Origin of the sequence: Streptomyces sp. NPDC004266 (assembly GCF_042874095.1) — a bacterium.
Taxonomy (GTDB): domain Bacteria; phylum Actinomycetota; class Actinomycetes; order Streptomycetales; family Streptomycetaceae; genus Streptomyces.
On the sequence record NZ_JBIAMM010000009.1, the window covers coordinates 291,084 to 315,837 of the forward strand.

The window sequence follows — 24,754 nt, forward strand, 5'->3', positions numbered from 1 at the left end:
GGTGACGATCCACCACCGCCCCTCGCCCCGCTAGGGCCTGTCCTTACGGCGCAGCGGCGGCTCGGCCGGTGTCGCGTGGACCGGGCCGAAGAGCACCGCCCGTGCCACGGCGGGGGCGAACAGGACCGTCATCGGGGCGGTGAGGGTGATCGCCTTGCGGAAGGCCGCGCCGACGACCGGGTCGCCCGCCGCCCGCTCCTGCAGCCGGCTCATGTACCAGCCGACCGCCTTGTCCAGCACGCCAGGGGCGTCCGTGCCGCCGACGGCGCCGGGCATCTTCTTGTCGGCGCCCGTCGAGACGTCCCACGCCTGCCGGGAGGCGTCGAGGAGGGCGCGCTGCACCTGCCGGGTGGTCGGGGTGCGCTTCGGGTCGGAGAGCGCCCGGCGCAGGGCGACGGCGGAGATCGCCGCCACCGCCATGCCCTGTCCGTAGACCGGGTTGAAGGCGCAGAGCGCGTCGCCGGTGGCGAGGAAACCGGCCGGGCGGCGGCCCGGACGGTCGTACCGGCGCCGGATGTTGGCGGTCTTGCGGAAGCCGTACACCGGGGACACCGGCTCCGCCCCCGCCAGCCACTCGCTGATCAGCGGGTGCGGCATCCGCTTCGCGAACTCCTCGAACGCCCCCTCCTCCGTGGGCGGTTCGTTGCCCCGGAGCCCCGAGAGGGTCACCAGGTGCGTCCCGTCTCCGACGGGCAGCACGACGGCCCCGTACTCCTGCTCGGGGTTGGGCACGATGAAGTAGCCCATGGCGTCGCTGTCCAGCGCCCCGGCGGGGGCGCGGTAGACCCGGGTGCTGTAGGCGAGACCGGTGTCGATGGTCTCCTCGTGCGGTGCCTCGGCACCGATCGCGGCCAGCCAGTCCGCCGCCTTCGTCGACCTGCCGGAGGCGTCGACGACCAGATCGGCCTCCAGGACGCGGATCTCCTTCTCGGCTCCCGCGCCGCGCTCGCGCAGCCGGACGCCGCGGACGCGCGAGGAGTCGCCGGCCAGACCCACCACCTCGTGGCCCCCGACCAGTTCGATCCTGGGGTCGGCCGACACGCGCTGCCGCACGAGCCACTCGAGCTGCGGGCGGGGGCCCGAGTAGAAGTGGACGGTGGCGGGCAGCCGGTGCATCCATCGGCCGTTCTGCCACTGCACCATGTCCTCGGGCACGCCCACCTTGGGCGCGCCGAGCTCGCGCAGCTCCTCCATGAACCCCGGGAGCAGCTCGTCGAACGCCTCCTGCCCGCCCGCGATGAGCACGTGCAGGTGCCGGCCCTGCGGAACGCCCGGCCGGGCGTCGGGCCCTTCGGGGTAGCGGTCGCGCTCGACGACCGTCACCTTCTCGGCGTGCTCGGCGAGCACCCGAGCGGCAAGCAGTCCAGCGAGACTTCCCCCGATGACCACCGCGTGACGCGTCGCGCGGTGCCCCAAGTCGTCGGCCATACCCGCCCTTTCGTTTCGTGGAACTACGACTGACCAGTATCCACGTCGGTGCGGGCACCGTCGCGTGCCCCGAGCCTCAGGTGCTCGATGTGGTAGACGGCCTCGTCGAGGAGCTGGGCGACGTGGTTGTCGTAGAGGCTGTACTCGATGCGGCGCCCCTGGCGGACGCCGGTGACCAGGCCGAGCGCGCGGAGCAGCCGGAGCTGGTGGGAGACGGCGGACTGCTCCATGTCGACGGCGGAGGCCAGTTCGGTGACGCCGCACGGGCCCTGGCGGAGCGTGGTGAGGATCATCAGCCGGGACGGGGTGGCGAGGGCCTGGAGGGTGGCGGCGATGGTGGCCGCGGACTCGGCGTCCAGGTGGGGTGCGGGGGTGGTCCTGCCGTTCGCTCCGTGTCCCATGCGCTCATCGTAGCGGCGCTCGTATGTCAATACGTGAAGACCTCTTCATGTATTCGGGTATGGTGGTTCTCCTCCCCGCCACCGCCGCGTGGCCGTCCCTCCCCGCCATCCTCGAAAGAGGTGTCCTCCCATGGCCCTCCCGGAGCTCGTCACCCCGCAGGCCCCCGCCCCCTCACGCCCGCCCGCGCCGCCGCGCCGCACCCGGGCCACGGCCCTGCCCGAGGTGCGCTGGGCCGCGCTCGCCGCCCTCGCCTTCCTCGTCGCCCTCCCGCTCGACCTGGCCGGCGCCCCGGCCTGGCTCTGGGGCCCGCTCTACGCGGTCTGCTACGCCGCCGGAGGCTGGGAACCCGGGCGGGCGGGACTCCAGGCGCTGAAGGAGCGCTCCCTCGACGTCGACCTGCTCATGGTGGTCGCCGCGCTCGGCGCCGCGGCCATCGGCCAGTACCTCGACGGCGGGCTCCTCATCGTCATCTTCGCCGTCTCCGGCGCCCTGGAGGCCCTCGCCACCCGCCGCACCGCCGACTCCGTCCGCGGCCTGCTCGACCTCGCCCCCGCCACCGCCGTCCGGCTCACGGCCGGGAGCCCCGACCACGAGGAGACCGTCGCGGCGGCCGCCCTCGCGATCGGCGACACCGTCCTCGTACGGCCCGGGGAACGCCTCCCCGCCGACGGCACCGTCCTGCGCGGCACGAGCGACGTCGACCAGGCGGGCATCACCGGCGAACCGCTCCCCGTCCCCAGGACGGCGGGCGACACGGTCTTCGCCGGCACCCTCAACGGCTCCGGGGCGCTCCGCGTCCGCGTCGACAAGGACGCGGCCGACTCCGTCATCGCCCGGATCGTCGCCCTCGTCGAGGAGGCGAGCGCGACCAAGGCGCCCACCCAGCTCTTCGTGGAGAAGATCGAACAGCGCTACTCGATCGGCGTCGTCGTCGCCACCCTGGCCCTCTTCGGCCTGCCCGTCGCCCTCGGCACCGACGTCACCGAGGCCCTGCTCCGGGCGATGACCTTCATGATCGTCGCCTCGCCCTGCGCGGTGGTCCTCGCCACCATGCCGCCACTGCTCTCCGCGATCGCCACGGCCGGACGCCACGGAGTCCTCGTCAAGTCGGCGGTCGTCATGGAGCGGCTCGGCGCGGTCGACCGGGTCGCCCTCGACAAGACCGGCACCCTCACCGAGGGGACGCCGAAGGTGACCGCCGTCGACGGAGACGCCTCCGCCCTCGCCCTCGCCGCGGCCGCCGAACTGTCCAGCGAGCACCCGCTGGCCCGCGCCGTGGTGGCCGAGGCCCGTGCCCGCGGCCTGGACGTCCCCGAGGCGAGCGACTTCACCGCCGAGCCGGGACGGGGCGTACGTGCGGTGGCCGGCGGCCACGAGGTGCGGGTCCGCCGGGCGGTGGGCGGCCACGCCGACACCGCCGTCGAGGTCCTCGTCGACGGGGCCCCCGCCGCCGTCCTCCACTTCTCCGACCGGCTCCGGGAGGGCGCCCCCGAGGCCGTCGCCGCCCTCGCCCGGCTCACCGGGACCGTTCCGGCGCTGCTGACGGGCGACAACGCGGGCGCGGCCGCCCGGATCGCCGCCGAGGCCGGACTCACCGACGTCCGCGCCGGACTCCTCCCGCACGAGAAGGCCGAGACCGTACGGGAGTGGGAGCGGGCGGGCGCCAAGGTGCTGCTCGTCGGCGACGGCGTCAACGACGCCCCGGCCCTCGCGGCCGCCCACGCCGGCATCGCCATGGGCCGGGCCGGTTCCGACCTGGCCCTGGAGACCGCCGACGCGGTCGTGGTCCGCGACGAACTCCGCGCGATCCCGGCGGTCGTGGCGCTCTCGCGCCGGGCGCGGCGCCTGGTCGTCCAGAACCTGGTGATCGCGGGCGTCTGCATCGGCGCCCTCGTCACCTGGGACCTCGTCGGCCACCTGCCGCTCCCGCTGGGCGTCGCGGGCCACGAGGGCTCGACGGTCCTGGTGGGCCTGAACGGCTTGCGGCTGCTTCGGGAGGCGGCGTGGCGGAGGGCGTCGAAGGGGGAACGATGAGCCCGCCCCACGCCCACCGGTGCGGCGCCCCCACCCCGTTGCGGGCTGCGCCCGCGGGGACGGTGTCCACCCCGTTGTGGGCAGTCGTTCCGCTGGGGCGACTGCCCACAACGGCGGTGGGCCGGGGCGCCGCCCCGCAAGGGCGCGGGTCACGCCGGGGCGGCGGAAGCGCGCCGCCCCGCCACGCGCGGGTTACTCCTCCGGCCCCAGTTCCGAGAGCGCGCTCGTCAGCCACTCCACCCAGAACCGCTCCAGCTCCACCCCGCCCCGCAGGACCAGGTGCCGCAGCCGGTCCGGCTCGGTGCGGCGGCGCTCCGCCGGGAAGTCGCGGGCCTCGATGACGAGGTACTCGTCCAACTGGGCCCGGTGCAGGGCGAGGTGTCGCCGGAGCTCGGCCCGCAGCCCCGCCGCCCCCACCATCGCCGCCGCCCGCATCCGCAGCAGCAGCGACGACCGGAGCGGCTTCGGGTCCTCCGCCTTGCCCACCCAGTCGCTCAGCTCCGCCCGGCCGGCGGGCAGCACCTCGTACTCCTTCTTCTGCCCCCGCGCGGGCACCGGAGCGGGCAGGGCGCGGATGTGCCCCGCCTGCTCCAGCTTCCCGAGCTCGCGGTAGATCTGCTGGTGCGTGGCCGACCAGAAGTAGCCGATCGACTTGTCGAAGCGGCGCGTCAGTTCGAGGCCGGAGGACGGCTTTTCGAGCAGCGCGGTGAGGATCGCGTGCGGGAGGGACATGCTCGCATCCTAGGTTCGGCCGGCCACGGCGATCACGGCGCGGCCGTCACAGGGTGGCGGCGAGCCGGGTGCCCTGGTCGATGGCCCGCTTCGCGTCCAGCTCGGCGGCGACGTCCGCGCCGCCGATGAGGTGCGCCGAACGGCCCGCGGCGAGCAGCTCCTCGTACAGGTCGCGGCGCGGCTCCTGACCCGCGCAGAGCACGATCGTGTCGACGGGCAGCAGCTGCGGCTCGCCGTCGATCGTGACGTGCAGGCCGGCGTCGTCGATCCGCTCGTACGACACGCCCGCCACCATGGTGACGCCCCGGTGCTTGAGTTCGGTGCGGTGGATCCAGCCGGTCGTCTTGCCGAGGCCCGCGCCGACCTTGGTGGTCTTGCGCTGGAGCAGGTGCACCTGGCGCGGCGGCGCGTTCCGCTCGGGCGCGCGCAGTCCGCCGCGGTTCTCGTAGGAGGTGTCGACGCCCCACTGGCGGAAGTACGTCTCGGGGTCCTGGCTCGCGCCCTCGCCGCCGTCCGTGAGGAACTCGGCGACGTCGAAGCCGATGCCGCCCGCGCCGATGATCGCGACCCGGTCCCCGACGGGCGCGCCGTCCCGCAGCACGTCGAGGTAGCTGAGGACGCTCGGGTGGTCCTCGCCCGCGATGCCGGGCGTGCGGGGGGTGACGCCGGTCGCGACGACGACCTCGTCGTAGTCCTCCAGGTCGGCCGCGGACGCGTACGTGTTCAGGCGGACGTCGATGCCGCGTTCGGCGAGCTGGACGCGGAAGTAGCGCAGCGTCTCGTCGAACTCCTCCTTGCCCGGCACCCGCTTGGCGATGTTCAGCTGGCCGCCGATCTCGGCGGCGCCGTCGAAGAGGGTGACGGAGTGGCCGCGTTCGGCCGCCGCCACCGCGCAGGAGAGTCCGGCCGGGCCCGCGCCGACGACCGCGACGCGCTTGGCGAGGCGGGTGGGGGAGAGGACCAGCTCGGTCTCGTGGCAGGCGCGCGGGTTGACCAGGCAGGAGGTGATCTTCAGGTTGAAGGTGTGGTCGAGGCAGGCCTGGTTGCAGCCGATGCAGGTGTTGATGGTGTCGGCGCGGCCGGCCGTCGCCTTGGCGACGAAGGAGGGGTCGGCGAGGAACGGGCGGGCCAGCGAGACCAGGTCGGCGCGGCCGTCGGCGAGGATCTCCTCGGCGACCTCGGGGGTGTTGATGCGGTTGGAGGTGACGAGCGGCACGGAGACCGCGCCCATCAGCTTCTTGGTCACCCAGGTGTAGGCGCCGCGCGGCACGGAGGTGGCGATGGTGGGGATGCGCGCCTCGTGCCAGCCGATGCCGGTGTTGATGATGGTGGCGCCGGCGGCCTCGATCTCCTTGGCGAGGGAGACCACCTCGTCGAGGGTGGAGCCGCCGGGGACGAGGTCCAGCATGGAGAGGCGGTAGACGAGGATGAAGTCCTCGCCGACGCGCTCGCGGATCCGGCGGACGATCTCCAGCGGGAAGCGGACCCGGTTCTCGTACGAGCCGCCCCAGCGGTCGGTGCGCCGGTTGGTGGCGGAGGCGATGAACTCGTTGATGAGGTAGCCCTCGGAGCCCATCACCTCGACGCCGTCGTACCCGGCCTCCTTGGCCAGCTCGGCGCAGCGCGCGTAGTCCTCGACGGTCTGCTCGACCTCGGCGTCGGTCAGCTCGTTCGGCACGAAGGGGCTGATGGGCGCCTTGATCGGGCTGGGGCCGACGAGGCCGGGGTGGTAGGCGTAGCGGCCGAAGTGCAGGATCTGCATGGCGATCCGGCCGCCCTCGGCGTGCACGGCGTCGGTGATCAGCCGGTGCTCGGCGACCTCCTCGGCGGTGGTCAGCTTGGCTCCGCCGTCCCAGGGCCGGCCGGCCTCGTTGGGGGCGATGCCGCCGGTGACGATGAGCCCCACGCCGCCCCGGGCGCGCTCGGCGTAGAAGGCGGCCATGCGCTCGAAGCCGTGCTCGGTCTCCTCCAGGCCGACGTGCATCGACCCCATGATCACCCGGTTGGGCAGGGTGGTGAACCCGAGGTCGAGCGGGCTCAGCAGGTGCGGGTACGGGGTCATGGGGGCGTCTCCTCGCGCAGGGGTCGTCGACCTCAGTTCTAGGCGACCCCGCGCGCCTTCTGCAACTAGTTGCAGAAGAATGAGGGGGTGATCTCCACTACTCGGCGGCGCGGGTCCCGGGAGGGCGGCTCAGGAGGAGCGGCGGGGCCCGGCCGCCTCGGCCGCCGTCCACGCCTCCAGGTCCTCCGGCGTCCGGGGCTCCACCCCGTCCGCGCCCAGCAGGCCGTGGGCCCGCAGGAGGCGGGCCACCGACGTGCCCCACGGCCGGCGCAGCCGGGCCGCGGCCAGCAGATCGTCGTCCGCGAGGAGCTCGGCGACCGGACCGGTGCGCAGACCGGCGGGCGAGAGCACCGCGGCCTCGTCGGCCCAGCGCAGCGCCAGGTCCACGTCGTGCGTCGCCATCACCACCGTCGTCCCCGCCTCCCGCAGGCGTCCGAGGGCGTCCAGCAGCCGCTCCTGCCCGTGCGGGTCGAGCCCGGCCGTCGGCTCGTCCATGATCAGCACCCGGGGCCGCATCGCCACGGCGCCCGCGATCGCGGCCCGCTTCCGCTGCCCGTAGGACAGCAGATGCGTCGGCCGGTCCTCCAGGGCCACGATGTCCAGCGCCTCCAGGGCCTCCCGCACCCGGAGCCGCACCTCCTCCTCCGGCAGCCCCAGGTTCATCGGACCGAACGACACATCCTGACCGACCGAGGCCGCGAACAACTGGTCGTCCGGATCCTGCACGACCAGCTGCACGGTGGTCCGCAGCCGGGTCAGCCCCTTCCGGTCGTACGCCACCTCGGCCCCGTCCAGGAGCAGCGTCCCGCTCCCGCACCGCAGCCCCCCGCTGAGCAGCCGCAGCAGCGTCGTCTTGCCGCTGCCGTTGCGGCCGAGGAGCGCGATCGCGCGCCCCTCCGCCACCGGGAAGTCCACGTCCGACAGGACCGCGGGCCCGTCCTCGTAGGCGAAACCCGCCTTCACCAGCTCCACGACGGGGTGCGTCGGCGTCGGAGACGTCACGGAAGGAACCTTTCCAGTACGAGGGTGAGGGCGACGAGCCCCGCGAGGAGCGCGCCCGTCGCCGTGAGGAACCGCCGGGAGACCGCGCAGGCCGGCACCAGGACCCGCAGCGTGCCGTCGTAACCGCGCCCGGCGAGCCCCGACTGCAGGCGCTGCGCCCGGTCGAAGGCCCGCACGAACGTGGTCGCGCCGAGCCCGGCGAGCGAACGCCAGGTCGCCGCCCGGGTGGTGTGCCCGAGCCGGGCCGCCTGGGCCTGCCGGATCTTCGCCAGCGAGTCGAGCAGCAGGAAGATGATCCGGTACATCACGAGCGCCACGTCCACCACGGGTGCCGGGACGCCCGCCCGGACGAGCCGGGGCAGCACGTCGGACACCGGCGTGGTGAAGGCGAAGAGCAGCACCCCCAGCGAGGCCGAGGCGGTTCGCAGCAGCAGCTCGCCCGCGTGCGCGGGGCCGCCGGGCGCGAGGGCCACGAGCCCGCGCGCACCTCCCACCTCGAAGAGCAGCGGAACGGCTCCCGTGACACAGAAACCGAGCGGGATGCGGAACGCCCGCCACAGCTGACGGCCCGGCACACCGGCCGGACCGAGGAGCACCGCGAGCGTGGCCGCCGCCACGAGCACGGCGCCCGGCCACGGCGGCAGGGAGACGGCGCACAGCGTCAGGCCGAAGCCGAGGGCGGCCTTCTCCACGGGATGGCGGCGGCGCCAGCGACTGCTGTGCGCCGCCGCGTCGATCGGCAGCATCGGCGCTACGCGCCCGTACCGTCGAACGGCACGGAACCGTCGGCCTCGGGAGCCTCCGCCCCACCGCCGCCGGACCCGGACCCGTGGCCCAGGGCGCTGAGGTCGGCGGCCCCGGCCCCGGCCCCGGCCCCGGCCCCGGCCCCGGCCCCTGCCCCGGCACGGGCACTGGCTGCGACCCCGGCCCCGGCCCCGGCGGCACGGGGGCCCGGGCCGGAGCGTGCGGCACCGCCGCTCGCGGTACCGGAATCGGGCCCACCCCGTACCCCGGCGGACCCGCCGTCCCCGACGGGGTCGCCCTCCGCCGCCGCGCCCTCGGTCCCCGCCGCCTCGGCGGCTGCCGCGGCCACGGCGCGGGCCGCGCCCTGCCGACGGCCGCGCCGCAGGCCGAAGTAGTACGCCAGGACACCGGCGCCGATCGCCGCCTGGAGGGCGAAGAGCGCCGACTCGATCTCGCCGGACGGCGGCTCGTACAGCGGGCTGAACCACGGCTCGTAGTCCGGCCGGAGCTCCGTGATCGCGGTCTCCGCCTCGCTGTCGGACCCGCTGAACGGCTGCTCCTTGTGGTCGCCGAGGCCCAGCGCGAGCGGCAGGACCGCGAGCGCGGCGACGAGGAGCAGCAGCAGCGTGTTGACCTTCGCGTTCCGGCTCATCGCGCGGCCACCTCCTCGGGCCGCTCCGCCCGCGGCCGGTCGAGGACGCCGAGGCGCGTCAGCTCGCCCTTGCTGGACTGGGTGAGCAGCCTCATCACGAGCACCGTGAGCAGGCCCTCGCTCACCGCCAGCGGAATCTGGGTCACGGCGAAGATCCCGCCGAACTTGGCCAGCGCGCCGGGCACGCCGCTGCCGGGGTCGGGGAACGCCAGGGCCAGCTGCACGCTGGTGACGCAGTACGTGGACAGGTCGGCGACGAACGCGCCGAAGAAGACGGCCACCATCAGGGGCGCGCCGAACCGCCGAAGCAGCCGGTACGTCCCGTAGCCCGCCCAGGGGCCGACGATCGCCATGGAGAAGGCGTTCGCGCCGAGCGTGGTCAGCCCGCCGTGCGCGAGCAGCAGGGCCTGGAAGAGCAGGGTGATCGTCCCGAGGACCGCCATGATCGGCGGCCGGAACAGAACGGCGCCGAGCCCCGTACCGGTCGGATGCGAGCAACTGCCGGTGACCGAGGGCAACTTGAGCGCCGACAGGACGAAGGTGAAGGCACCGGAGGCGCCGAGCAGCAGAGTGGATTCGGGGTTCGACCGCACCTCGCGGGTCAGCGCGCGCACCCCGTGGACGACGAACGGAGCGGCCGCGACGCCCCAGGCGGCGGCGTGCGCAGGGGGCAGATACCCCTCGGCTATATGCATGATCGGGAGACCCTCTCCAGCACCTCGTGGATGGACAACGCACCCTGGCCGGTCTCCTGGCTGACGGTCATACGGCCCGACTCCGCCTTCCCACACCGTCGCGGTCTCCCGCGACGGTCCAGTGGCTTCCCCGAGGTGTTCCCCCGGGGGTGGAGCCGGACCTCCCGATCACAGTGGCGAGGGCCGCACCGGTACTGCACCGGTTTCCCGTACACCAAGGCCCTGCGACATTAGTGGGTTGACCTGCTGGATCACAACACGGCCACCACGCGGCGCGTCCCTCCGGTCACTCCACGCACTCGGCCCCCGTGGTCACTCCTTGCGGTAGGAGTACGCCTCCGAGGCCGCTGCCGCCACCGCGTCGAGGTCCCCGCCGGCGCTCGCCGTCACCAGCGCGGCCACCGCGCCCTCGACGAACGGCGCGTCCACCAGGCGGGAGCCCTCGGGCAGTTCGTCGCCCTCGGCGAGCAGCGCCTTCACGGTGAGGACCGCGCTGCCCAGGTCGACGAGGAGCGCGACCCCGGCCCCCCGGTCGACGGCCTTCGCGGCCTCCCAGATCAGCTCGGAACTCGTCCCGAGGCCACCGTCCGGCGTCCCGCCCGCGGGCAGGACCGGCGCGAGGTCACCGCCGCCCGCGAGGCCGCGGGCCAGTTCGGCGACCGCCGTCGCGACCGCCGCGCTGTGCGAGACGAGCACGATGCCGACGACCGCCGGGGCCGAACCCTCCGGGACCGGACGACCCGCCGGGCTCATCGCGCGCCCTCCGCCCCGGCGGTGTCGGCGAGGGCCGCGAAGAGCAGCGCCGACGACGTCGCCCCCGGATCCTGGTGCCCGACCGACCGCTCCCCGAGATAACTGGCCCTGCCCTTGCGCGCCCGGAGGGGCACCGTCGCCAGGGCGCCCCCCTCGGCGGCGGCGCGGGCCGCCTCGTACGAGCTCCGCAGTCCCTCCACGCCCGGCACGAGCGCGTCCAGCATCGTCTTGTCGCCCACCTGGGCACCGCCCAGCTGCGACACGGCGGCCACACCGGCGCCGAGCGCCTCCGCCAGCCGCTCCCGGGTGACCTCCCCGTCCTCGCCCAGGGCCTTCCCCGCGCGCCGCAGCAGCGTCCCGTACAGCGGCCCCGAAGCGCCGCCGACGGTGGAGATGAGCTGCCGTCCGGCGGCGGTGAGCACCGCGCCCGGGCTCGCGGGCGGCTCCTTCGCCAGGGTCTCCGCCACGGCGGCGAACCCCCGCTTGAGATTGGCTCCGTGATCGGCGTCGCCGATGGCCGAATCCAGCTCGGTGAGCCGGTCCGCCTCCCGGGCGACGTCCTCGGCCGCCGCGGCCAGCCAGCGCACCAGGAACCCGGCGCCGAAGGTCTCCGTCATCTCGCTCCCCCTTCCCGTCCCGGGACTCACCGGCCCCAGCGCAGCGCGGGCGTCCGCACCGGCGCGTCCCACAGGCGCAGCAGCTCCTCGTCGACCTCGCACAGGGTCACCGAGCACCCCGCCATGTCGAGCGAGGTCACGTAGTTCCCGACCAGTGTCCGGGCCACCGGCACCTTCCGCTCGGCGAGCACCCGCTGCACCTCGGCGTTGAACCCGTACAGCTCCAGGAGCGGCGTCCCGCCCATCCCGTTCACCAGGGCGATGACCGGCCCGGACGGGCTCAGGTCCTCCACGACGGCGTCCACGGCGAAGTCCGCGATCTCCCGCGAGGTCATCATGGCCCGCCGCTCCCGGCCGGGCTCGCCGTGGATGCCGATGCCCAACTCCAGCTCCCCTTCCGGGAGGTCGAAGGTCGGGCCGCCCTTGGCGGGGGTGGTGCAGGCGCTCAGGGCCACCCCGAAGGACCGGCACCGCCCGTTCACCCGGCGGGCGATCGACTCCACCCGCTCCAGCGGGGCGCCCTCCTCGGCGGCCGCGCCCGCGATCTTCTCCACGAACAGCGTGCCGCCGGTGCCGCGCCGGCCCGCCGTGTACAGGCTGTCCGTCACCGCCACGTCGTCGTCGACGAGGACCTTGGCGACCTGGATGCCCTCGTCCTCGGCGAGTTCGGCGGCCATCTCGAAGTTCAGCACGTCACCGGTGTAGTTCTTGATGACGAACAGCACCCCGGCGCCGCTGTCGACCGCGGCGGCGGCCCGCACCATCTGATCGGGCACGGGCGAGGTGAACACCTCGCCCGGACACGCGGCCGCCAGCATGCCGGGGCCCACGAACCCCCCGTGCAGCGGCTCGTGCCCGGACCCGCCGCCGGACACCAGCGCCACCTGCCCCGCCACGGGCGCGTCCCGCCGCACCACCACGCGCCGCTCCACGTCCACGGTCAGCTCGGGATGCGCCGCGGCCATCCCCCGCAGCGCGTCGGCGACGACGGTCTCCGGAACGTTGATCAGCATCCTCACGGGTACCTCCTGTAGAGACTGGCCGGCATGTGACTGAACAGGCTTTTCACAGGTCAGAAAGGGTGAGGCGGGTTATCGGTCTTGGCGGTTCGCGGCTCCCAGGGTCGGTTGCGCGCGGTACGGATGCCGACCTGTCGCCGCCTTTCCTGGCCACCCGTCAGGGTCGGCTCGTGCTGCGTGCTCTTTGCATGTGTGCATGATGGCGCAATTATCGGCGTGGGGGGTGGGGTCGCGCACCGGTGCGTCGCGGCCGGAAGCGGCCGATTCCCTGCCGGCAGGCTTTGTGCGGCGCCTTGGGGTTCGGCGGCGACGGACTGGACGGCGAGTCTCCGCAGGGAACCGTCAGACAGCTGAGTGGATGCCTGGACGACAGCCTCCGCAAGTGGCTCACCGGATCGGGGATCCGCCACCCCTTGCTCTCTCTTGACGGAGTCAGGCCCCGGCAGCCGGCCGGGGACAGCAGTACGCTCCATGCCCTGGCGGATACCGAGGACGGGTTCCTGCGGCGCGTGCGGAAGCCGTTCGGGTCGTGGCCGTAGGTGAGGGCGTACGGGGTGAGTGGCACGACCAGCGGGGCGGGAACGACTGTCGGTGCGGCGGGCCGTCAGGGGGCCGACCCCGTGCGGGAGACCGTGCGGACCTCCCGGGGCGTGGCGCTCAGGCGGTGATCACCTTGACGCCCGCCTCCACCAGGCGCGCGGACATGTCGTCCGGCACCCTGGTGTCGGTCACGAGGGCGTCGATGCGGTCCAGGCCGCAGATCCGGGCGAAGGCGCGATGCCCCAGCTTGGACGAGTCGGTGACGACGATCACGCGGTGTGCGCGCTCGGTGAGCAGCCTGCTGATGCCGGCCTCGTCCTCGTGGTGTGCCGTGATCCCCATCCGGGGATCGACTCCGTCCACGCCCAGGATCGCCACGTCCAGCACGACCTCGTTGAGGACGCCCATGGTGAGCGGGCCGACGAGCTCGAACGTCTGCGGGCGGGCCACGCCCCCGTGGTCACGATTTTGATCTGGGGGCGTACCGCGAGCTCGACGGCGATGTTGAGCGCGTTGGTCACCACGGTCAGGACGGGTGCGGGGGCGCTCCCGGGGGCCGTGCGCTGATTGCCGCTGGTCCGCAGCGCGAGTGCGCGGGCAACCTCCGTGGTGGTCGTGCCGCCGTTGAGCCCCAGCACCTCGCCGTCGGCTACGAGGTCGGCGGCCGCGGCGGCGATTCTCTGCTTCTCCGGTGTGTTGCGCGAGGACTTGTAGCGCAGCGGAAGCTCGTAGGAGATCCCGTGAGCGAGGGCACCGCCCCGGGTGCGGACGAGCATCTGTTGTTCTGCCAGCTCGTCGAGGTCCCTGCGGATGGTCGCGTGGGAGACCTCCAGCGCGGTCGCGGCTCCCTCGATCTCCAGCCGACCCTCGGCGGCCAGCAGTTCGAGCAATGCGCCCCAACGCTCTTGCTTGGACATCGTCGGACTCCTTGTCGGCCGGGCTCGTCGTCAGGACGGAGTGCGCTGCTTCCCCGGCTGATCGTGCGCACTGTGATCGTATGCGGGTCCGATGCGCAGGTGACGGCTACCGTCACGGAATTTGCGCTTGGCCATGCTCGAAAAGAGCTTGAATCAAGCAACTCTTGTCATTCTTGATGTCTGTGGCGGCGTGAGTGGCGCAAGCGTCTCGTGCAAGGGTCACGATCGGCGCGTCTCCCGAGGTCCCCGACCCGCGCGAGTGCCTCGGTCCGGCCCGGCCCGCGCGGCCGTCGAGGCCGAGGGGGCCGGGCCGCTCGGATTGCCCGCCGTCGGCTGGGGGAGCCCCGCCCTTCACCGCGGCCCGCCTCGCTGTGCACGAATGTGCAGCAAAGTGCAGTCCGTGATGTTCATTTTTGCGCGCAGGAGCGATTTTTCAATCATGTATTGACATGCAGATGTCATGCCCGTCACAGTCGTCCCGCCAGCCATGCCGACCATGCCGAATCTGGAGTCACGTCATGTCTGAAGTCCCCGCAGTCTCGCGGCGTTCGGTTCTCGGAGGGGCGGTGGCCACGGGCGCGATGGCCGTCGGCTTCGGGGCGGCCGCGTCCGCCCCCGCGGTCGCCGCACCCGGCGCTGCCGGGGAGGTCACGGCCTCCGGACCGCGCCGCCCCGCCGGCCAGACCTCCATGATCAACGTGCCGTACGAGACGCATCGGACCGTCCGGGTCGCCACCGTCGGCCTCGGCAACCGCGGCAACGGCATGACCAGGGGCTGGTCCGTCGTGCCCGGCTGTCAGGTCACCGCCGTCTGCGACATCCGTGCGGACCGCGCCAAGCGCGTCGCGGACGACCTGGTCAAGGCGGGCAAGCCGCGCCCCGCCGAGTTCGGCGGCTCCGCCGACTCGTACGCCGAGATGCTCAAGCGGGACGACATCGACCTCGTCTACATCGCCACGCCCTGGGAGTTCCACTACGAGCAGGGCAAGGCCGCGCTGCTGGCCGGCAAGCACGTCATCGTCGAACTTCCCATCGCCACCCGGCTCGACGAGCTGTGGGACCTGGTCGACACCTGCGAGCGGACCCGGCGGCACCTGATGCTCGCCGAGAACTGCTCGTACGGCCGCAACGAGCTGGCCATGCTCAAGATGGCACACGACGGGGTGTTCGGCGACGTCACGAACGGCCACGGCGGATACCTGCACGACCTGCGCGCGCTGCTGTTCTCGGACACCTACTACACGGACTCCTGGCGCCGTCTGTGGCACACCCGCAGCATCGCGTCCTTCTACCCGATGCACGGTCTCGCCCCGGTCGCCGCGGCGATGGACATCAACCGCGGCGACCGGATGACCACGCTGCGTGCCACCGCGACCGCCCCGAAGGGCCTCGCCGACTACCGCGAGCGCTTCGTCCCCGAGGGACATCCGTCGTGGAACGAGACCTACGTCAACGGCGACCTCGTCACCTGCATGATCGAGACCGCGAACGGCCGGACGATCCGTGCCGAGCACAACGTCAGCTCCCCCCGCCCGTACAGCCGGATCAACAGCATCGCGGGCAGCCGCGGCATCTTCGAGGACTACGCCGGAACCTCCTCCACCGGCGCCCGGGTCTACTTCGAGCCCGACCACGGCGACGACGCCTGGCGGGACTTCGAGTCGTACCGCAAGGAGTACGACCACTGGCTCTGGAAGAAGATCGGCGACGACGCGGCGAACAACGGCGGCCACGGCGGCATGGACTACGTCCTGCAGTGGCGCACCGTGCAGCTGATGCGCGCCGGCCTCGTGCCCGACATCGACGTGTACGACTCGGCGGCCTGGTGCGCGCCGGTGCCGCTGAGCGTCGTGTCCCTGGAGCGCAAGGGCAAGCCCGTGGAGATCCCGGACTTCACCCGCGGCGCGTGGGTGAACCTCCGTCCCGGCCTCGACTCGCGCACGACGGAGATGCCGCCCGTGTGACTCCGGCCCACGTCCGGTCCTGCCCTTTGAGCCCCGGGCGAGCACTGCCCGAACCGTGAGAGAAGGAGCGAGCATCCATGCCCGTACAAGTGACCGCAGCCCGAAGAGCCGTGGCGGCGCTGGCGGTGGCGGCAGCGGCGTTCACGTCCACCCCCGCGGTCGCCGCGCCGCAGGACCCGGCCGCGCCCGAGGCGCGCACCCAGGTGACGATCGACCCCATCGACCTGAACGGCCCCGCCATCTCGGAGGTGAAGGTCACCGTCACCAACGCGGGACCCGAGCGCCTGAACCGGCTCGACGTCACGTTCAACGGCCCCGTCGGCTGGGCCGTGCAGCCCGCGGTGGTCAGCGTCGACGGCACGTACAAGCCGGGTGCCGCGGCCACGGCGGAGTTCCGGATCCAGGTGCCCGAACAGCGCGGGGGCTTCACCATGCGCACGTTCACGGCCACCGCCACCTACAAGGGAGGCGACGGCCGGGGCACCGCCACGGGCACGCGGGTCGAGCGTTCCGGCCCCGTGCTGGCCCGCCTTTCCGACGCGTACAACAAGGTCGCCGTCACCGACGAGAACGACACCCGGGCCGGTGAGTTCGACGGCGAGGGCAACAGCTTCTCCGCGCAGAAGCTCGCCGCGGTCGGACTGACGCCCGGAGCGTCGGTCAGCGCCCTCGGCGCCCAGCTGACCTGGCCTGCCGCGGCCCCCGGCACCAAGAACAGCGTGTCGAGCACCGGACAGGCCGTGAAGGTCGCCGGAAAGGGCAGCAAGCTGGTCTTCCTCGGCTCCGGCGTCGGCTTCGGGGCGGCCGGCACGACGACGGTGTTCTACGCCGACGGGTCGAGCACCACGGGGTCGATCGGCTTCCCCAACTGGTCGTTCCAGGAGCCGACGGCACACGGCGCGACGCTCGTGAAGTCGACGGACGGCCGCAACCGTCCCTATGGGTACGGCAACGCCGGCATCGACTATCGGGTCTTCGCCCACTCCGTCGCCCTGGACCCGGCCAAGGAGGTCGAACTCGTGGTCCTCCCGGCCAATGCCGCCGTCCACGTCTTCGACATCGCGGTGGCTCCGTAAGACCCGCGGACACCACGTGCGCCGGCCGGCGGAGGACCCGTCCTCCGCCGGCCGGCGGCGTCGTCCGGCGCTGTTGTCGACCAACTGCGCGCCGGACTTCGCGCCATGGGACGCGCATGGCCGGAGGCGCTCCGATGCCGTCTCCTGCTCACCTCGATGGACCAGAATGTCTCTGAACCGCGGAACCTTCGGCGGATGAAGTGGTGGTGGAACTTCATCGGCCGCAGCCACGAGGACAACCCCGAGGCCCGCGAGGAGTGGGAGAAGGCCTCCGACCGCTTCGGCGAGGTCGAGGGCTGTCCCGGCGACCGCCTCCCCGCCCTCCCCACCGCCCGGATCGCGCCGCGCAAGAACCCGGCACGCAGCCGGCCTGGGGTTTTCTCAGCTCCTTCCGCAGTCGCGCGGCCGGCGGGTGTGCTTCCCGTGAGCCGCCCGTCCGTCTCGTCGCGTACGACGTCGACCTGGCCGTCGGTCTCCAGGCCGCACGTGTGCTCGTGACCGAACGGTGCTGCCGGGTCATCCGGCCACCCCTGCGCATCACCCCTCATGGCTCGTGCGGAGTCGCCCTCACACTAGATGAACATGAAATCCAAGTCCATCTAGCCCGTCGGCGTGCGCCGTCCCTAGATGGGGTGAGGGTGTGCGCGTCCGACGAGACGGGGTTGCGGCCGGTTAATGAAAATGATTATCGTCCCGGTGTTCATGAGAGCCATGGACATGACCCGTGGGGGGTTCCTTTGCATACCCGTAAGCGCCTGATGACCGTCACCGGCGTCGCCGCCACCGTGCTCGCCGTGGCCGGGCTCAACGGCTCCGCGGTCGCCGCGACCACGCTTTCCACCGGTCACGTCGACCTCGTGGACGCGGACTGGGACGGGGCCGCGCTCACGCTGCACGTGCACGACGAGACGAACGCGGTCGAGCACAACCCGGCCGACGCGGTGCTCTCCGTGCCGGCCGCCGCCAAGATCGCGCGCCCGACCGGCACGCAGTACGCCTTCCTCGGCACCGGCGCCCAGGTCTGGGTCCTGCCGCAGGACCAGGCCGCGGCGACCGCCAAGAACATCCTGTGGCCCGGCATCTCCACCGAGCACCTGGCCACCGGCGTGTTCGCCGGCAACACCGTGCAGTACAAGCTCGGCACGGTGACCCGCGACGGCGCCGCCACCGACGACTTCAGCGTCTACAAGGTCAACGGCTCGACCGTGGACCGCTACTACGACAGCGGCACCGCCACCTCGTACAAGACCAAGACGTTCGCCGTCGGCGCGCACGACCACGCCAACTGGGCCTTCGAGGAGCCCGGCACCTACAAGGTGACCTTCACCGTCACCGGCACCGTGGGCGGCGTCACCAAGACGGCCACCGACACGTACACCGTCACCGTCACCGACTGACCGGCGACCAGACCGCGGTGACCCGCCCGTGCCCGCCGCGCGGACGGGTCACCGCCTCGGCAAGGAAGGCAGGACCATGCGCGTCCTGACACACGGCCGGCGCGCCGTCGCGGCGACCGCCGCCACCCTGGCCGCCGCGCTGCTCGCCGCAGCCGCCGGGCTGGTCGCCGCGGGCAGCGGGACCGCCCACGCCGGAAGCGGGGCCGTCGTGCTGGCCCAGGGCGACGTCGACTTCGCACCGCGGCTCGCCGAGGGCCGGCTCGACCTGCGGATCGCCGACCGGACCGGCAACGGCACGGTCATGCGTGAACCCTCGGAGGTGGTGCTGCGCGTGGGGCCCGAGACGAAGGAGTCGATCCTCTCGCCGGTCAACCCGGTCCTGGGCGACGGACTGTACGGGTGGTTCCTGAACGGCCGGCACGCGCAGGACGTCTTCGCCCTGACACCCGGCTGGACGGGGCTCAGCGGGGCGCAGTCGGTCGAGGTCGCGCTCGACCGCGCCCAGGGGGAGGGGCGCTTCGCGCTCTACACCTTCACCGAAGAGATGGAGTGGTCCGACCGGGAACCCGTCCAGCACCTCAACAGCGACGATCCCGACCACCGTTCCTTCGCGCTGCCCCGGGGAACGGAACGGTTCGCCCCCACGTGGGGATTCGCCGCCGAGGGCGTCCACCGGCTCACCCTCACCGTCAGCGCGACCCTGGCCGACGGCAGCGAGGTCAGCGACACCGAGACCCTCGCCGTCGCCGTCGGTGCCACGGATCCCACCCGGGTACGGCCGGGGGACGGCAGCACCCCGACGGCCACGCCCACGCCGACTCCCACGCCGACGTCCCCCCTTCCGACCCCGACGGCGCCCGCCGCGCACATCATCGACGACGGGCACATCGACCTGGCCGCGCGTCCGGCGGGGGCCGGGAAGCTCGCCCTCCAGATCAAGGACGGCACGCTCCAGAGCCCCCGCCGGCACGAGCCCGACGCCGTCGTCATCCACGTCAGACCCGCCGCCAAGCGTCGTATCAGCGAGGCCTACGCCTTCCTCGGCACCCCCGGAGACCCCGTCTGGTGGCTCCCGTCCAGCCGGCTCGCCGGACTCGTCTGGCCCGGCTGGAACACCGAGGAACTCCCCGCGACCCAGGTCAGGGGAAGGATCACCTACCGGCTCGACTCCCTCCGGGGCCCCGGCACCCTCGCCGTCATCAACGACAACTCGATGGACAGCACCGTCCTCCTCGACAGCGGCGACGGACTGCCCGACGCGATCGAGCACACCGCCGGCAGCCACTCCCACTCCGCCTGGGCCTTCACGAAGGAAGGCGTCTACCGCACGACCTTCACCGTCGCAGCCACCCTCACCGACGGAACGAAGGTCAGCGACACGGCGACGATCGCCTGGGCGGTCGGGGCCGTCGACCCCACGACGGTGAAGCCGGGGCAGGGCACCGAGCCCACCGCCCCCACGGCCGCCCCACCGACCAGGACGCCGTCCACCACACCGACCGCCCCACCGACCGCCCCGCCCAGCACCACCCCGACGACCGACCCGGAGCCCTCCCCGTCCGCGTCCGCGTCGTCACCCGGCGGTCCGCACCACCCCCAGGGCACGGACACCCCGCGGGCGGACGACGGCGGCACCGGGAACGGCGGGCAGGCCACCGGCGGCCGCCTGGCCTCCACCGGAGCCACAGCCCTCCTGCCGACCGGCCTGGCGGTCGCCGCGGTCTGCGCAGGAGCGGTGGCCTTCCTGGCCGCACGCCGTCGACACGAGGACCCGTCCGACACCGCCCACTGACCACCGGCTCCGGGGGCCACAGCCGTCCCTCCCACCCCCGGAGCCGGTCCTCCCCACCCACCAAGGAGTTTCCGTCGTGCGCACCACCGCACCACGAAGAACCGCCCTCGCACTGGCCGGTGCCCTGCTGCTGGCCGGCTGCTCCGGCCCCGGCCCCGGTGCCTCCGACGCCGCCCTGACGGTCTCGACGACCACCGGCATCATCGCCGACCTGGTGCGCCAGGTCGGCGGCGAACGCGTCGACGTCACCTCGATCGTCCCGCACCACGGCGACCCGCACTCCTACGAACCCAGCCCCGGCGACACGGCCGGGGTCGCCCGGGCCGACCTCGTCTTCTCCAACGGGCTGCTCCTGGAAGAGCCCGGGATCATCAAGATGATCCACAACAACGCCCGCAAGGGCGCGCCGAAGGTCGAGATCGCCGACGAACTGGAGCAGTTCGGCGGCCGCGTCATGAAACTGGAGGAGGACCTCGGACTCGACGTGCTGTGGCTCGGCTGGGCCGTGGAGGGCGAGGTCGCCGGCGAGGGGGCCCGTGTCCGCACCAGCGCCGTGAAGCTCACCGGCCCGGGAGACCTGCACGTCTACCTCACCGACACCCTCGGCAACCCCACCAGCTACGTCGACTCGACCGACGGACTCGACGCGAAGGACTCCTTCACCCTGCCGCCCGAGGCGCACACCCACGTCAACTGGGTCTTCACGAAGCCGGGTACGTACGAGCTGACCGTACGCGGCCGGGTCGAGGCCCTGGACGGAACGACCACCGACGCGGGGCAGGGCACCGTCACCTTCACCGTCGGCGGCGCCGCACACGACAAGGCGGCCCAGGGCCGCAGGACCCTCGACGGCGGACACGCCGACCTCGCCCTCGACGCCCGGCAGAAGTCCGTCTACGTACGGACCGACGACGAGGCCACCGGCGAGCGGGTGCGCATACCCGGCGCGGCCGTCGTGCTGAACGTCCCCGACCGGGCGAAGCGGAAGGTGCCCGAGGAGGAGCAGTACCGCTTCCTCGGTGCTGCCGGCCGGGACATCTGGGTCCTGCCACAGGCCGTCATCGGCAAGCACGTCCACGGCGACACGGACCCGCACGCCTGGGGCGACGTCTCCAACGCCGAGGCGTACGTCCGCCGCATCGAGACCGAACTCGCCAAGGCCGACCCCGCGGGCAGGGCCGTCTACGAGCGCAACGCCGAGGCGTACCTGCGCACGCTCGCCGACCTCCACAAGAACGTCGCCACCACCCTGGCGACCGTCCCCGCGGCACACCGCAAGCTCATCACCACGCACGACGCGTTCGGCTACCTCGCCCAGGCGTACGGGATGGAGGTCGCCGGCTTCGTCGTCCCCGTTCCCGGCCAGGAACCGAGCGCGTCGGAGGTCGAACGGCTGCGCCGCACCATCCGGGAGAAGAAGGTCCCGGCCGTCTTCCTCGAACCCAACCTCGCCGCACGCGCCGACATCCTGCGCCGCGTGGCCCGGGACGAGGGCGTGGGCCTGTGCACGATCTACGGCGACTCCTTCGACGACGAGGTCCACGACTACGTCGGGATGATGCGCCACAACGCCGACGAACTCGCCCGCTGCCTGGGCGGAAAGGGAAGCACGACCCGATGACGAGCACACGGAAGAAGGCGACATCCGGCCGGATCGCGCTGGGCTGCGCGCTCTGTACGGCCCTGGTCCTGGCCCCCGCCGCAGCGGCCGTCGCGGCACCCGACCAGCCCGGCACGGCCGCGGCGGGGGCGCGGGAAGCCCCTGCCACCTCGCCCGGACACGGCACCGTTCTGTCGGTCGACATCGACGACACCCACGTGACGGTCGTACCGGACGACGCTGCCCACGCGTTCCTCGGCGAGCCGGGAGCGGAGACATGGGACATCGAGGAGCCCGCCGACACCGCCGGACTGACTCTCACGGGCGTCGACGGGCCCGGCGCCCTCGTCATCCACCGTGCGGGGGAGGGGGCGGCCCCCGAGCTGCTGGCGCACAGCGGCGGCATCGACGGGTTGCCCGAGGACGGTTACCCGATACCGCCTCGTCCAGCCGGCACCACGCTGCCGTCCGTGGCCCGCTGGGCGTTCACCGCCCCGGGGACGTACCTGCTCACCCTCACCCCCACCGCGGCGGAGACCGCCCCGGTCCGCCGGACGACCACGCTGACGGTACGCGTCGGCGACGACGCCCTCTCCACGCCCCCTGCTTCCTCCCCGCCCACGGCCGGGCCGACGCCGCCCGTCGAGGACGGTTCCGGCGCCGCCCCCGGGCGGTTCCGGACCGTCACCCCGCCCTCCGCCGGGCGTGCCCCGGCCCTGGGCGCCGCACAGTCGGGCAGGGAGCCGGTGGGCGCCGTGACGACGGCGGAGACACCCGATACGACGAAAGCCGCCACGGAGAAGAAGGTGCTCGGGGAAGGACACGTCGACATCGCCGCCCGGGTCGTCGACGGGAAGCTGCAGATCCAGGTCAAGGACGGCACGGTCGCCGGGAGGACCACCTGGCGCGAGCCGTCCTCGGTGGAGCTCCGTGTGGGGGCGGCCGCGAAGAAGCGGATTCCGTCCGGGAACGCCTTCTCCTTCCTGGGCGAGGCCGGCGCACCGGTCTGGCTGCTCGACCAGGTCCAGCAGGAGGGCCTGCTGTGGCCGGGCTGGTCCACCGACAACGTCGAGGCAGGCGCCCTCAAGGGCGGCGTGAAGTTCGCCCTGGCGAAGGCCGAGGGACCCGGCGGCTTCACCCTGTACACGTACGACGGGCTGTCGGGTGCGAACGTCCTGTTCAACAGCAAGGACGGGGTGCCGGACGCCGTCGACGTCCCGGCCGGCACCCACGCCCACGGCGGTTGGGCCTTCGGCGGCGAAGGCGTCCACCGACTCACCGTCTCCATGACCGGGACCCTGGCGAACGGCTCGACCTCGACCGACACGGAGACGCTCACGTTTGTGGTCGGCGACGAGACGGACCCGGGTTCCGCCGACCCGCCGGGCGCCGGGTCCGGCAGTGGGTCCGTCGGCGGGTCCGGGACCGGGGGGTCTTCCTCGGGTACGGGCGGCCGGCCGGGCGCCGGAGGCGGCACGACCGTGTCCGGTGGGAGCGGGAACGGCGCGGAGGGCGGCGAAGGGTCCTCGGGCTCCATGGCCGACACCGGTGCGGGAGACGTCGCACTCGCGGGCGCCGGTGCCGTGGCGCTCGCCGCCGCCGGTGCCGCTCTCGTCGTGTTCGACCGCCGCCGGGACCAGCGGAACGGGACAAGGGCATGAGCGACGGCGATCCCGTACTGCGGGCCGATGGGGTCACCGTCGCCCTCGGCGGCCGCATCGCGCTCCAGGACGCGCGTCTCTCCGTCGGCGGCGGCGAACTGGTCGGGCTGATCGGACCCAACGGCGCCGGCAAGACGACCCTGCTGCGCGCCGTCCTCGGCCTCACCCCCCTGTCGGCCGGCCGCGTCCTGGTGGCCGGGCGGCCCGTGTCGGAGGCCCGACGCCTCATCGGCTACGTCCCCCAGCGCCACGAGTTCGCCTGGGACTTCCCCGTCGATATCGCCGGCGCCGTCCTGTCCGGCCGAACGCGGCACACGGGCTGGCTGCGCAGACCGACGACGGCGGACCATGCCGCCGTGGACCGGGCGCTGGAACTCAGCGGCCTCACGGACCTGCGGCGCAGGCCCATCGGCGAGCTGTCCGGAGGGCAGCGTCAGCGCGTCCTCGTGGCCCGCGCCCTGGCCGCCGAGCCGCACATCCTGCTTCTGGACGAGCCGTTCACCGGCGTCGACGTCCCCACGCAGGAGCTCCTGAACGACCTGTTCGGCCGGCTGGCCGAGGACGGAACGGCCCTGCTCATGACCACACACGATCTGGCGGCCGCCGCCCGCACCTGCACCCGCGTCGTCCTGCTCAACCGGACGGTGGTCGCGGAGGGCGGCCCGGAGCTGCTTTCCGACCCGGACCGCATGCTCCAGGCCTTCGGCCTGGACCGGGCGGGCGCGGCGCAGCGGCCCACGGCGGATGCGGATGCGGACGCGGAGGCGGCGGCGTGACCGACTTCCTCCTCGCTCCCTGGGAACTCCCCTTCATGCAGCGTGCCTTCGCGGTGGCCGCGGTCGTCGGCCTCGTCTGCGGGGTCGTCGGCGTCTTCGTCGTCCTGCGGGGCATGGCCTTCATCGGCGACGCCGTGGCCCACTCCGCGTTCCCCGGCGTCGCGCTCGCGTACGCCCTGGAGGGCAACCTGCTGCTCGGCGGCGCCGCCGCCGGCATCACCACCGCCGTCCTCATCGCCTTCGTCTCCCAGAACAGGCGGCTGAAGGAGGACACCGTCATCGGGGTGTTCTTCGCGTTCGCCTTCGGCCTCGGCATCGTCCTCGTGTCCACCCGGGACAGCTGGACGACCGACCTGTCCTCCTTCCTGTTCGGCCAGGTCCTTGCCGTCGGCCCGGAGGACGTGTGGACGGTGGCGGGACTCGGAGCCGTACTCGTCTCCGTCGTCCTTCTCCTGCGCAGGGAACTCGTCGCCGTGACCCTGGACCGCGAGACGGCCCGCGCCGCAGGCCTGCCGGTCCTCGGCCTCGACCTGCTCCTCCACACCGTGGTGACGACGACGATCGTCATGTCGCTGGAGGCGGTCGGCAACATCCTCGTCCTCGCGCTGCTCATCACCCCCGCCGCGACCGCGCGCATGCTCACCGACCGGCTCGGTGTCATGACGCTGCTGGCGTCCGGCATCGGCTGCGGCGGCACTCTGGGCGGGCTGTACGCCTCGTACGCGTACGACCTGGCGGCCGGCGGCTCCATCGTCGTCGTGCTCACCGGGCTCTTCGCCCTCACCTGGTGCCTCGCCCCGAAGCACGGCCTCCTGGCCCGCGCCCGCCGCCGGGCGGTGCCGACAGGGCGGCCCTCGCCGGAGCCGGCCGGGTAGGCGACGGACGGGAAAG

At 73.2% G+C, this 24,754-nt stretch carries 20 protein-coding genes, 2 pseudogenes and 1 riboswitch; of the genes and pseudogenes, 10 read left to right on the forward strand and 12 right to left on the reverse strand.

Annotation, left to right across the window (positions count from 1 at the left end):
• Positions 1-30: 30 nt before the first annotated feature.
• Both ACFYUZ_RS23050 and ACFYUZ_RS23055 read right to left on the reverse strand, forming a co-directional pair.
• On the reverse strand, positions 31-1,428 hold the full coding sequence (locus tag ACFYUZ_RS23050) for an NAD(P)/FAD-dependent oxidoreductase (protein WP_389312079.1): 1,398 nt from the start codon (positions 1,426-1,428) through the stop codon (positions 31-33).
• Positions 1,429-1,451: 23 nt separating this feature from the next.
• On the reverse strand, positions 1,452-1,829 hold the full coding sequence (locus ACFYUZ_RS23055) for an ArsR/SmtB family transcription factor (RefSeq protein ID WP_389312081.1): 378 nt from the start codon (positions 1,827-1,829) through the stop codon (positions 1,452-1,454).
• A 130-nt stretch (positions 1,830-1,959) separates the two neighbouring features.
• Here ACFYUZ_RS23055 and ACFYUZ_RS23060 point away from each other — a divergent pair, with 130 nt between their 5' ends.
• A complete protein-coding gene (locus tag ACFYUZ_RS23060) occupies positions 1,960-3,864 on the forward strand; it encodes a heavy metal translocating P-type ATPase (RefSeq protein WP_389312083.1) in 1,905 nt (634 codons plus the stop codon).
• Between the two features lie 192 nt (positions 3,865-4,056).
• On the opposite strand, the gene ACFYUZ_RS23065 is transcribed toward ACFYUZ_RS23060, so the two are convergent.
• From ACFYUZ_RS23065 to ACFYUZ_RS23110, 10 genes and pseudogenes are all read right to left on the reverse strand, one after another.
• On the reverse strand, positions 4,057-4,596 hold the full coding sequence (locus ACFYUZ_RS23065; RefSeq protein ID WP_389312085.1) for a PadR family transcriptional regulator: 540 nt from the start codon (positions 4,594-4,596) through the stop codon (positions 4,057-4,059).
• 46 nt (positions 4,597-4,642) lie between these two features.
• Positions 4,643-6,658 carry an FAD-dependent oxidoreductase gene (locus tag ACFYUZ_RS23070; protein WP_389312087.1) on the reverse strand — a complete coding sequence of 672 codons (2,016 nt, stop codon included), beginning with the start codon at positions 6,656-6,658 and terminating at the stop codon, positions 4,643-4,645.
• 129 nt (positions 6,659-6,787) lie between these two features.
• Positions 6,788-7,660, reverse strand: a complete 873-nt coding sequence (locus ACFYUZ_RS23075; RefSeq protein WP_389312089.1) for an ATP-binding cassette domain-containing protein — start codon at positions 7,658-7,660, stop codon at positions 6,788-6,790.
• Positions 7,657-8,406, reverse strand: a complete 750-nt coding sequence (cbiQ, locus tag ACFYUZ_RS23080; protein ID WP_389312091.1) for a cobalt ECF transporter T component CbiQ — start codon at positions 8,404-8,406, stop codon at positions 7,657-7,659. Before cbiQ ends, ACFYUZ_RS23075 begins: the two co-directional genes overlap by 4 nt.
• Positions 8,407-8,411: 5 nt before the next feature.
• Complete coding sequence (locus ACFYUZ_RS23085; RefSeq protein ID WP_389312093.1) at positions 8,412-9,056, reverse strand: energy-coupling factor ABC transporter substrate-binding protein; 645 nt, start codon at positions 9,054-9,056, stop codon at positions 8,412-8,414.
• Positions 9,053-9,751: an energy-coupling factor ABC transporter permease gene (locus ACFYUZ_RS23090; RefSeq protein ID WP_389312095.1), complete on the reverse strand. Its 699-nt coding sequence runs from the start codon at positions 9,749-9,751 to the stop codon at positions 9,053-9,055. The genes ACFYUZ_RS23085 and ACFYUZ_RS23090 overlap by 4 nt, the downstream gene beginning before the upstream one ends.
• Before the next feature lie 28 nt (positions 9,752-9,779).
• Positions 9,780-9,985: riboswitch (cobalamin riboswitch) on the reverse strand.
• Positions 9,986-10,063: 78 nt separating this feature from the next.
• Complete coding sequence (locus ACFYUZ_RS23095; RefSeq protein WP_389312097.1) at positions 10,064-10,504, reverse strand: PTS-dependent dihydroxyacetone kinase phosphotransferase subunit DhaM; 441 nt, start codon at positions 10,502-10,504, stop codon at positions 10,064-10,066.
• Positions 10,501-11,121 (reverse strand): dihydroxyacetone kinase subunit DhaL, encoded by a 621-nt coding sequence (gene dhaL, locus ACFYUZ_RS23100; protein WP_389312099.1) that lies wholly within the window; start codon positions 11,119-11,121, stop codon positions 10,501-10,503. Before dhaL ends, ACFYUZ_RS23095 begins: the two co-directional genes overlap by 4 nt.
• A 26-nt stretch (positions 11,122-11,147) precedes the next feature.
• Positions 11,148-12,140 carry a dihydroxyacetone kinase subunit DhaK gene (gene dhaK, locus ACFYUZ_RS23105; RefSeq protein ID WP_389312100.1) on the reverse strand — a complete coding sequence of 331 codons (993 nt, stop codon included), beginning with the start codon at positions 12,138-12,140 and terminating at the stop codon, positions 11,148-11,150.
• Positions 12,141-12,797: 657 nt separating this feature from the next.
• A pseudogene (locus ACFYUZ_RS23110) lies at positions 12,798-13,597 on the reverse strand (DeoR/GlpR family DNA-binding transcription regulator).
• A 518-nt stretch (positions 13,598-14,115) separates the two neighbouring features.
• Here ACFYUZ_RS23110 and ACFYUZ_RS23115 point away from each other — a divergent pair.
• The 9 genes and pseudogenes from ACFYUZ_RS23115 (at position 14,116) to ACFYUZ_RS23155 (ending at position 24,738) form a co-directional block, all read left to right on the forward strand.
• Positions 14,116-15,561 (forward strand): Gfo/Idh/MocA family protein, encoded by a 1,446-nt coding sequence (locus ACFYUZ_RS23115; protein WP_389312102.1) that lies wholly within the window; start codon positions 14,116-14,118, stop codon positions 15,559-15,561.
• 77 nt (positions 15,562-15,638) lie between these two features.
• Positions 15,639-16,637 carry an NEW3 domain-containing protein gene (locus ACFYUZ_RS23120; RefSeq protein WP_389312104.1) on the forward strand — a complete coding sequence of 333 codons (999 nt, stop codon included), beginning with the start codon at positions 15,639-15,641 and terminating at the stop codon, positions 16,635-16,637.
• A 204-nt stretch (positions 16,638-16,841) separates the two neighbouring features.
• Positions 16,842-17,000: pseudogene (locus ACFYUZ_RS23125) on the forward strand (pirin family protein); the annotation flags it as partial.
• Positions 17,001-17,374: 374 nt separating this feature from the next.
• A complete protein-coding gene (locus tag ACFYUZ_RS23130) occupies positions 17,375-18,034 on the forward strand; it encodes a choice-of-anchor M domain-containing protein (RefSeq protein WP_389312106.1) in 660 nt (219 codons plus the stop codon).
• Between the two features lie 76 nt (positions 18,035-18,110).
• Entirely contained in the window at positions 18,111-19,826 is a 1,716-nt protein-coding gene (locus tag ACFYUZ_RS23135; protein ID WP_389312108.1) for a choice-of-anchor M domain-containing protein, read from the forward strand.
• Positions 19,827-19,902: 76 nt separating this feature from the next.
• Entirely contained in the window at positions 19,903-21,447 is a 1,545-nt protein-coding gene (locus ACFYUZ_RS23140) for an anchored repeat ABC transporter, substrate-binding protein (RefSeq protein ID WP_389312109.1), read from the forward strand.
• The gene (locus tag ACFYUZ_RS23145) at positions 21,444-23,087 is read left to right on the forward strand and encodes a choice-of-anchor M domain-containing protein (protein ID WP_389312111.1); all 1,644 of its coding nucleotides are present in this window, start codon (positions 21,444-21,446) and stop codon (positions 23,085-23,087) included. The genes ACFYUZ_RS23140 and ACFYUZ_RS23145 overlap by 4 nt, the downstream gene beginning before the upstream one ends.
• The gene (locus ACFYUZ_RS23150) at positions 23,084-23,863 is read left to right on the forward strand and encodes an anchored repeat-type ABC transporter ATP-binding subunit (protein ID WP_389312113.1); all 780 of its coding nucleotides are present in this window, start codon (positions 23,084-23,086) and stop codon (positions 23,861-23,863) included. The genes ACFYUZ_RS23145 and ACFYUZ_RS23150 overlap by 4 nt, the downstream gene beginning before the upstream one ends.
• Complete coding sequence (locus ACFYUZ_RS23155; RefSeq protein WP_389312115.1) at positions 23,860-24,738, forward strand: anchored repeat-type ABC transporter permease subunit; 879 nt, start codon at positions 23,860-23,862, stop codon at positions 24,736-24,738. Before ACFYUZ_RS23150 ends, ACFYUZ_RS23155 begins: the two co-directional genes overlap by 4 nt.
• Positions 24,739-24,754: the final 16 nt, after the last annotated feature.

Coding starts and splice junctions, on each gene's coding strand:
- ACFYUZ_RS23150 (WP_389312113.1), top strand. CDS start 23,084: ATGAGCGACGGCGATCCCGTACTGCGGGCCGATGGGGTCACCGTCGCC.
- ACFYUZ_RS23065 (WP_389312085.1), bottom strand. CDS start 4,596: ATGTCCCTCCCGCACGCGATCCTCACCGCGCTGCTCGAAAAGCCGTCC.
- ACFYUZ_RS23115 (WP_389312102.1), top strand. CDS start 14,116: ATGTCTGAAGTCCCCGCAGTCTCGCGGCGTTCGGTTCTCGGAGGGGCG.
- ACFYUZ_RS23145 (WP_389312111.1), top strand. CDS start 21,444: ATGACGAGCACACGGAAGAAGGCGACATCCGGCCGGATCGCGCTGGGC.
- ACFYUZ_RS23055 (WP_389312081.1), bottom strand. CDS start 1,829: ATGGGACACGGAGCGAACGGCAGGACCACCCCCGCACCCCACCTGGAC.
- ACFYUZ_RS23090 (WP_389312095.1), bottom strand. CDS start 9,751: ATGCATATAGCCGAGGGGTATCTGCCCCCTGCGCACGCCGCCGCCTGG.
- ACFYUZ_RS23050 (WP_389312079.1), bottom strand. CDS start 1,428: ATGGCCGACGACTTGGGGCACCGCGCGACGCGTCACGCGGTGGTCATC.
- ACFYUZ_RS23135 (WP_389312108.1), top strand. CDS start 18,111: ATGCGCGTCCTGACACACGGCCGGCGCGCCGTCGCGGCGACCGCCGCC.
- dhaL (WP_389312099.1), bottom strand. CDS start 11,121: ATGACGGAGACCTTCGGCGCCGGGTTCCTGGTGCGCTGGCTGGCCGCG.
- cbiQ (WP_389312091.1), bottom strand. CDS start 8,406: ATGCTGCCGATCGACGCGGCGGCGCACAGCAGTCGCTGGCGCCGCCGC.
- ACFYUZ_RS23060 (WP_389312083.1), top strand. CDS start 1,960: ATGGCCCTCCCGGAGCTCGTCACCCCGCAGGCCCCCGCCCCCTCACGC.
- ACFYUZ_RS23070 (WP_389312087.1), bottom strand. CDS start 6,658: ATGACCCCGTACCCGCACCTGCTGAGCCCGCTCGACCTCGGGTTCACC.
- ACFYUZ_RS23095 (WP_389312097.1), bottom strand. CDS start 10,504: ATGAGCCCGGCGGGTCGTCCGGTCCCGGAGGGTTCGGCCCCGGCGGTC.
- ACFYUZ_RS23120 (WP_389312104.1), top strand. CDS start 15,639: ATGCCCGTACAAGTGACCGCAGCCCGAAGAGCCGTGGCGGCGCTGGCG.
- ACFYUZ_RS23085 (WP_389312093.1), bottom strand. CDS start 9,056: ATGAGCCGGAACGCGAAGGTCAACACGCTGCTGCTGCTCCTCGTCGCC.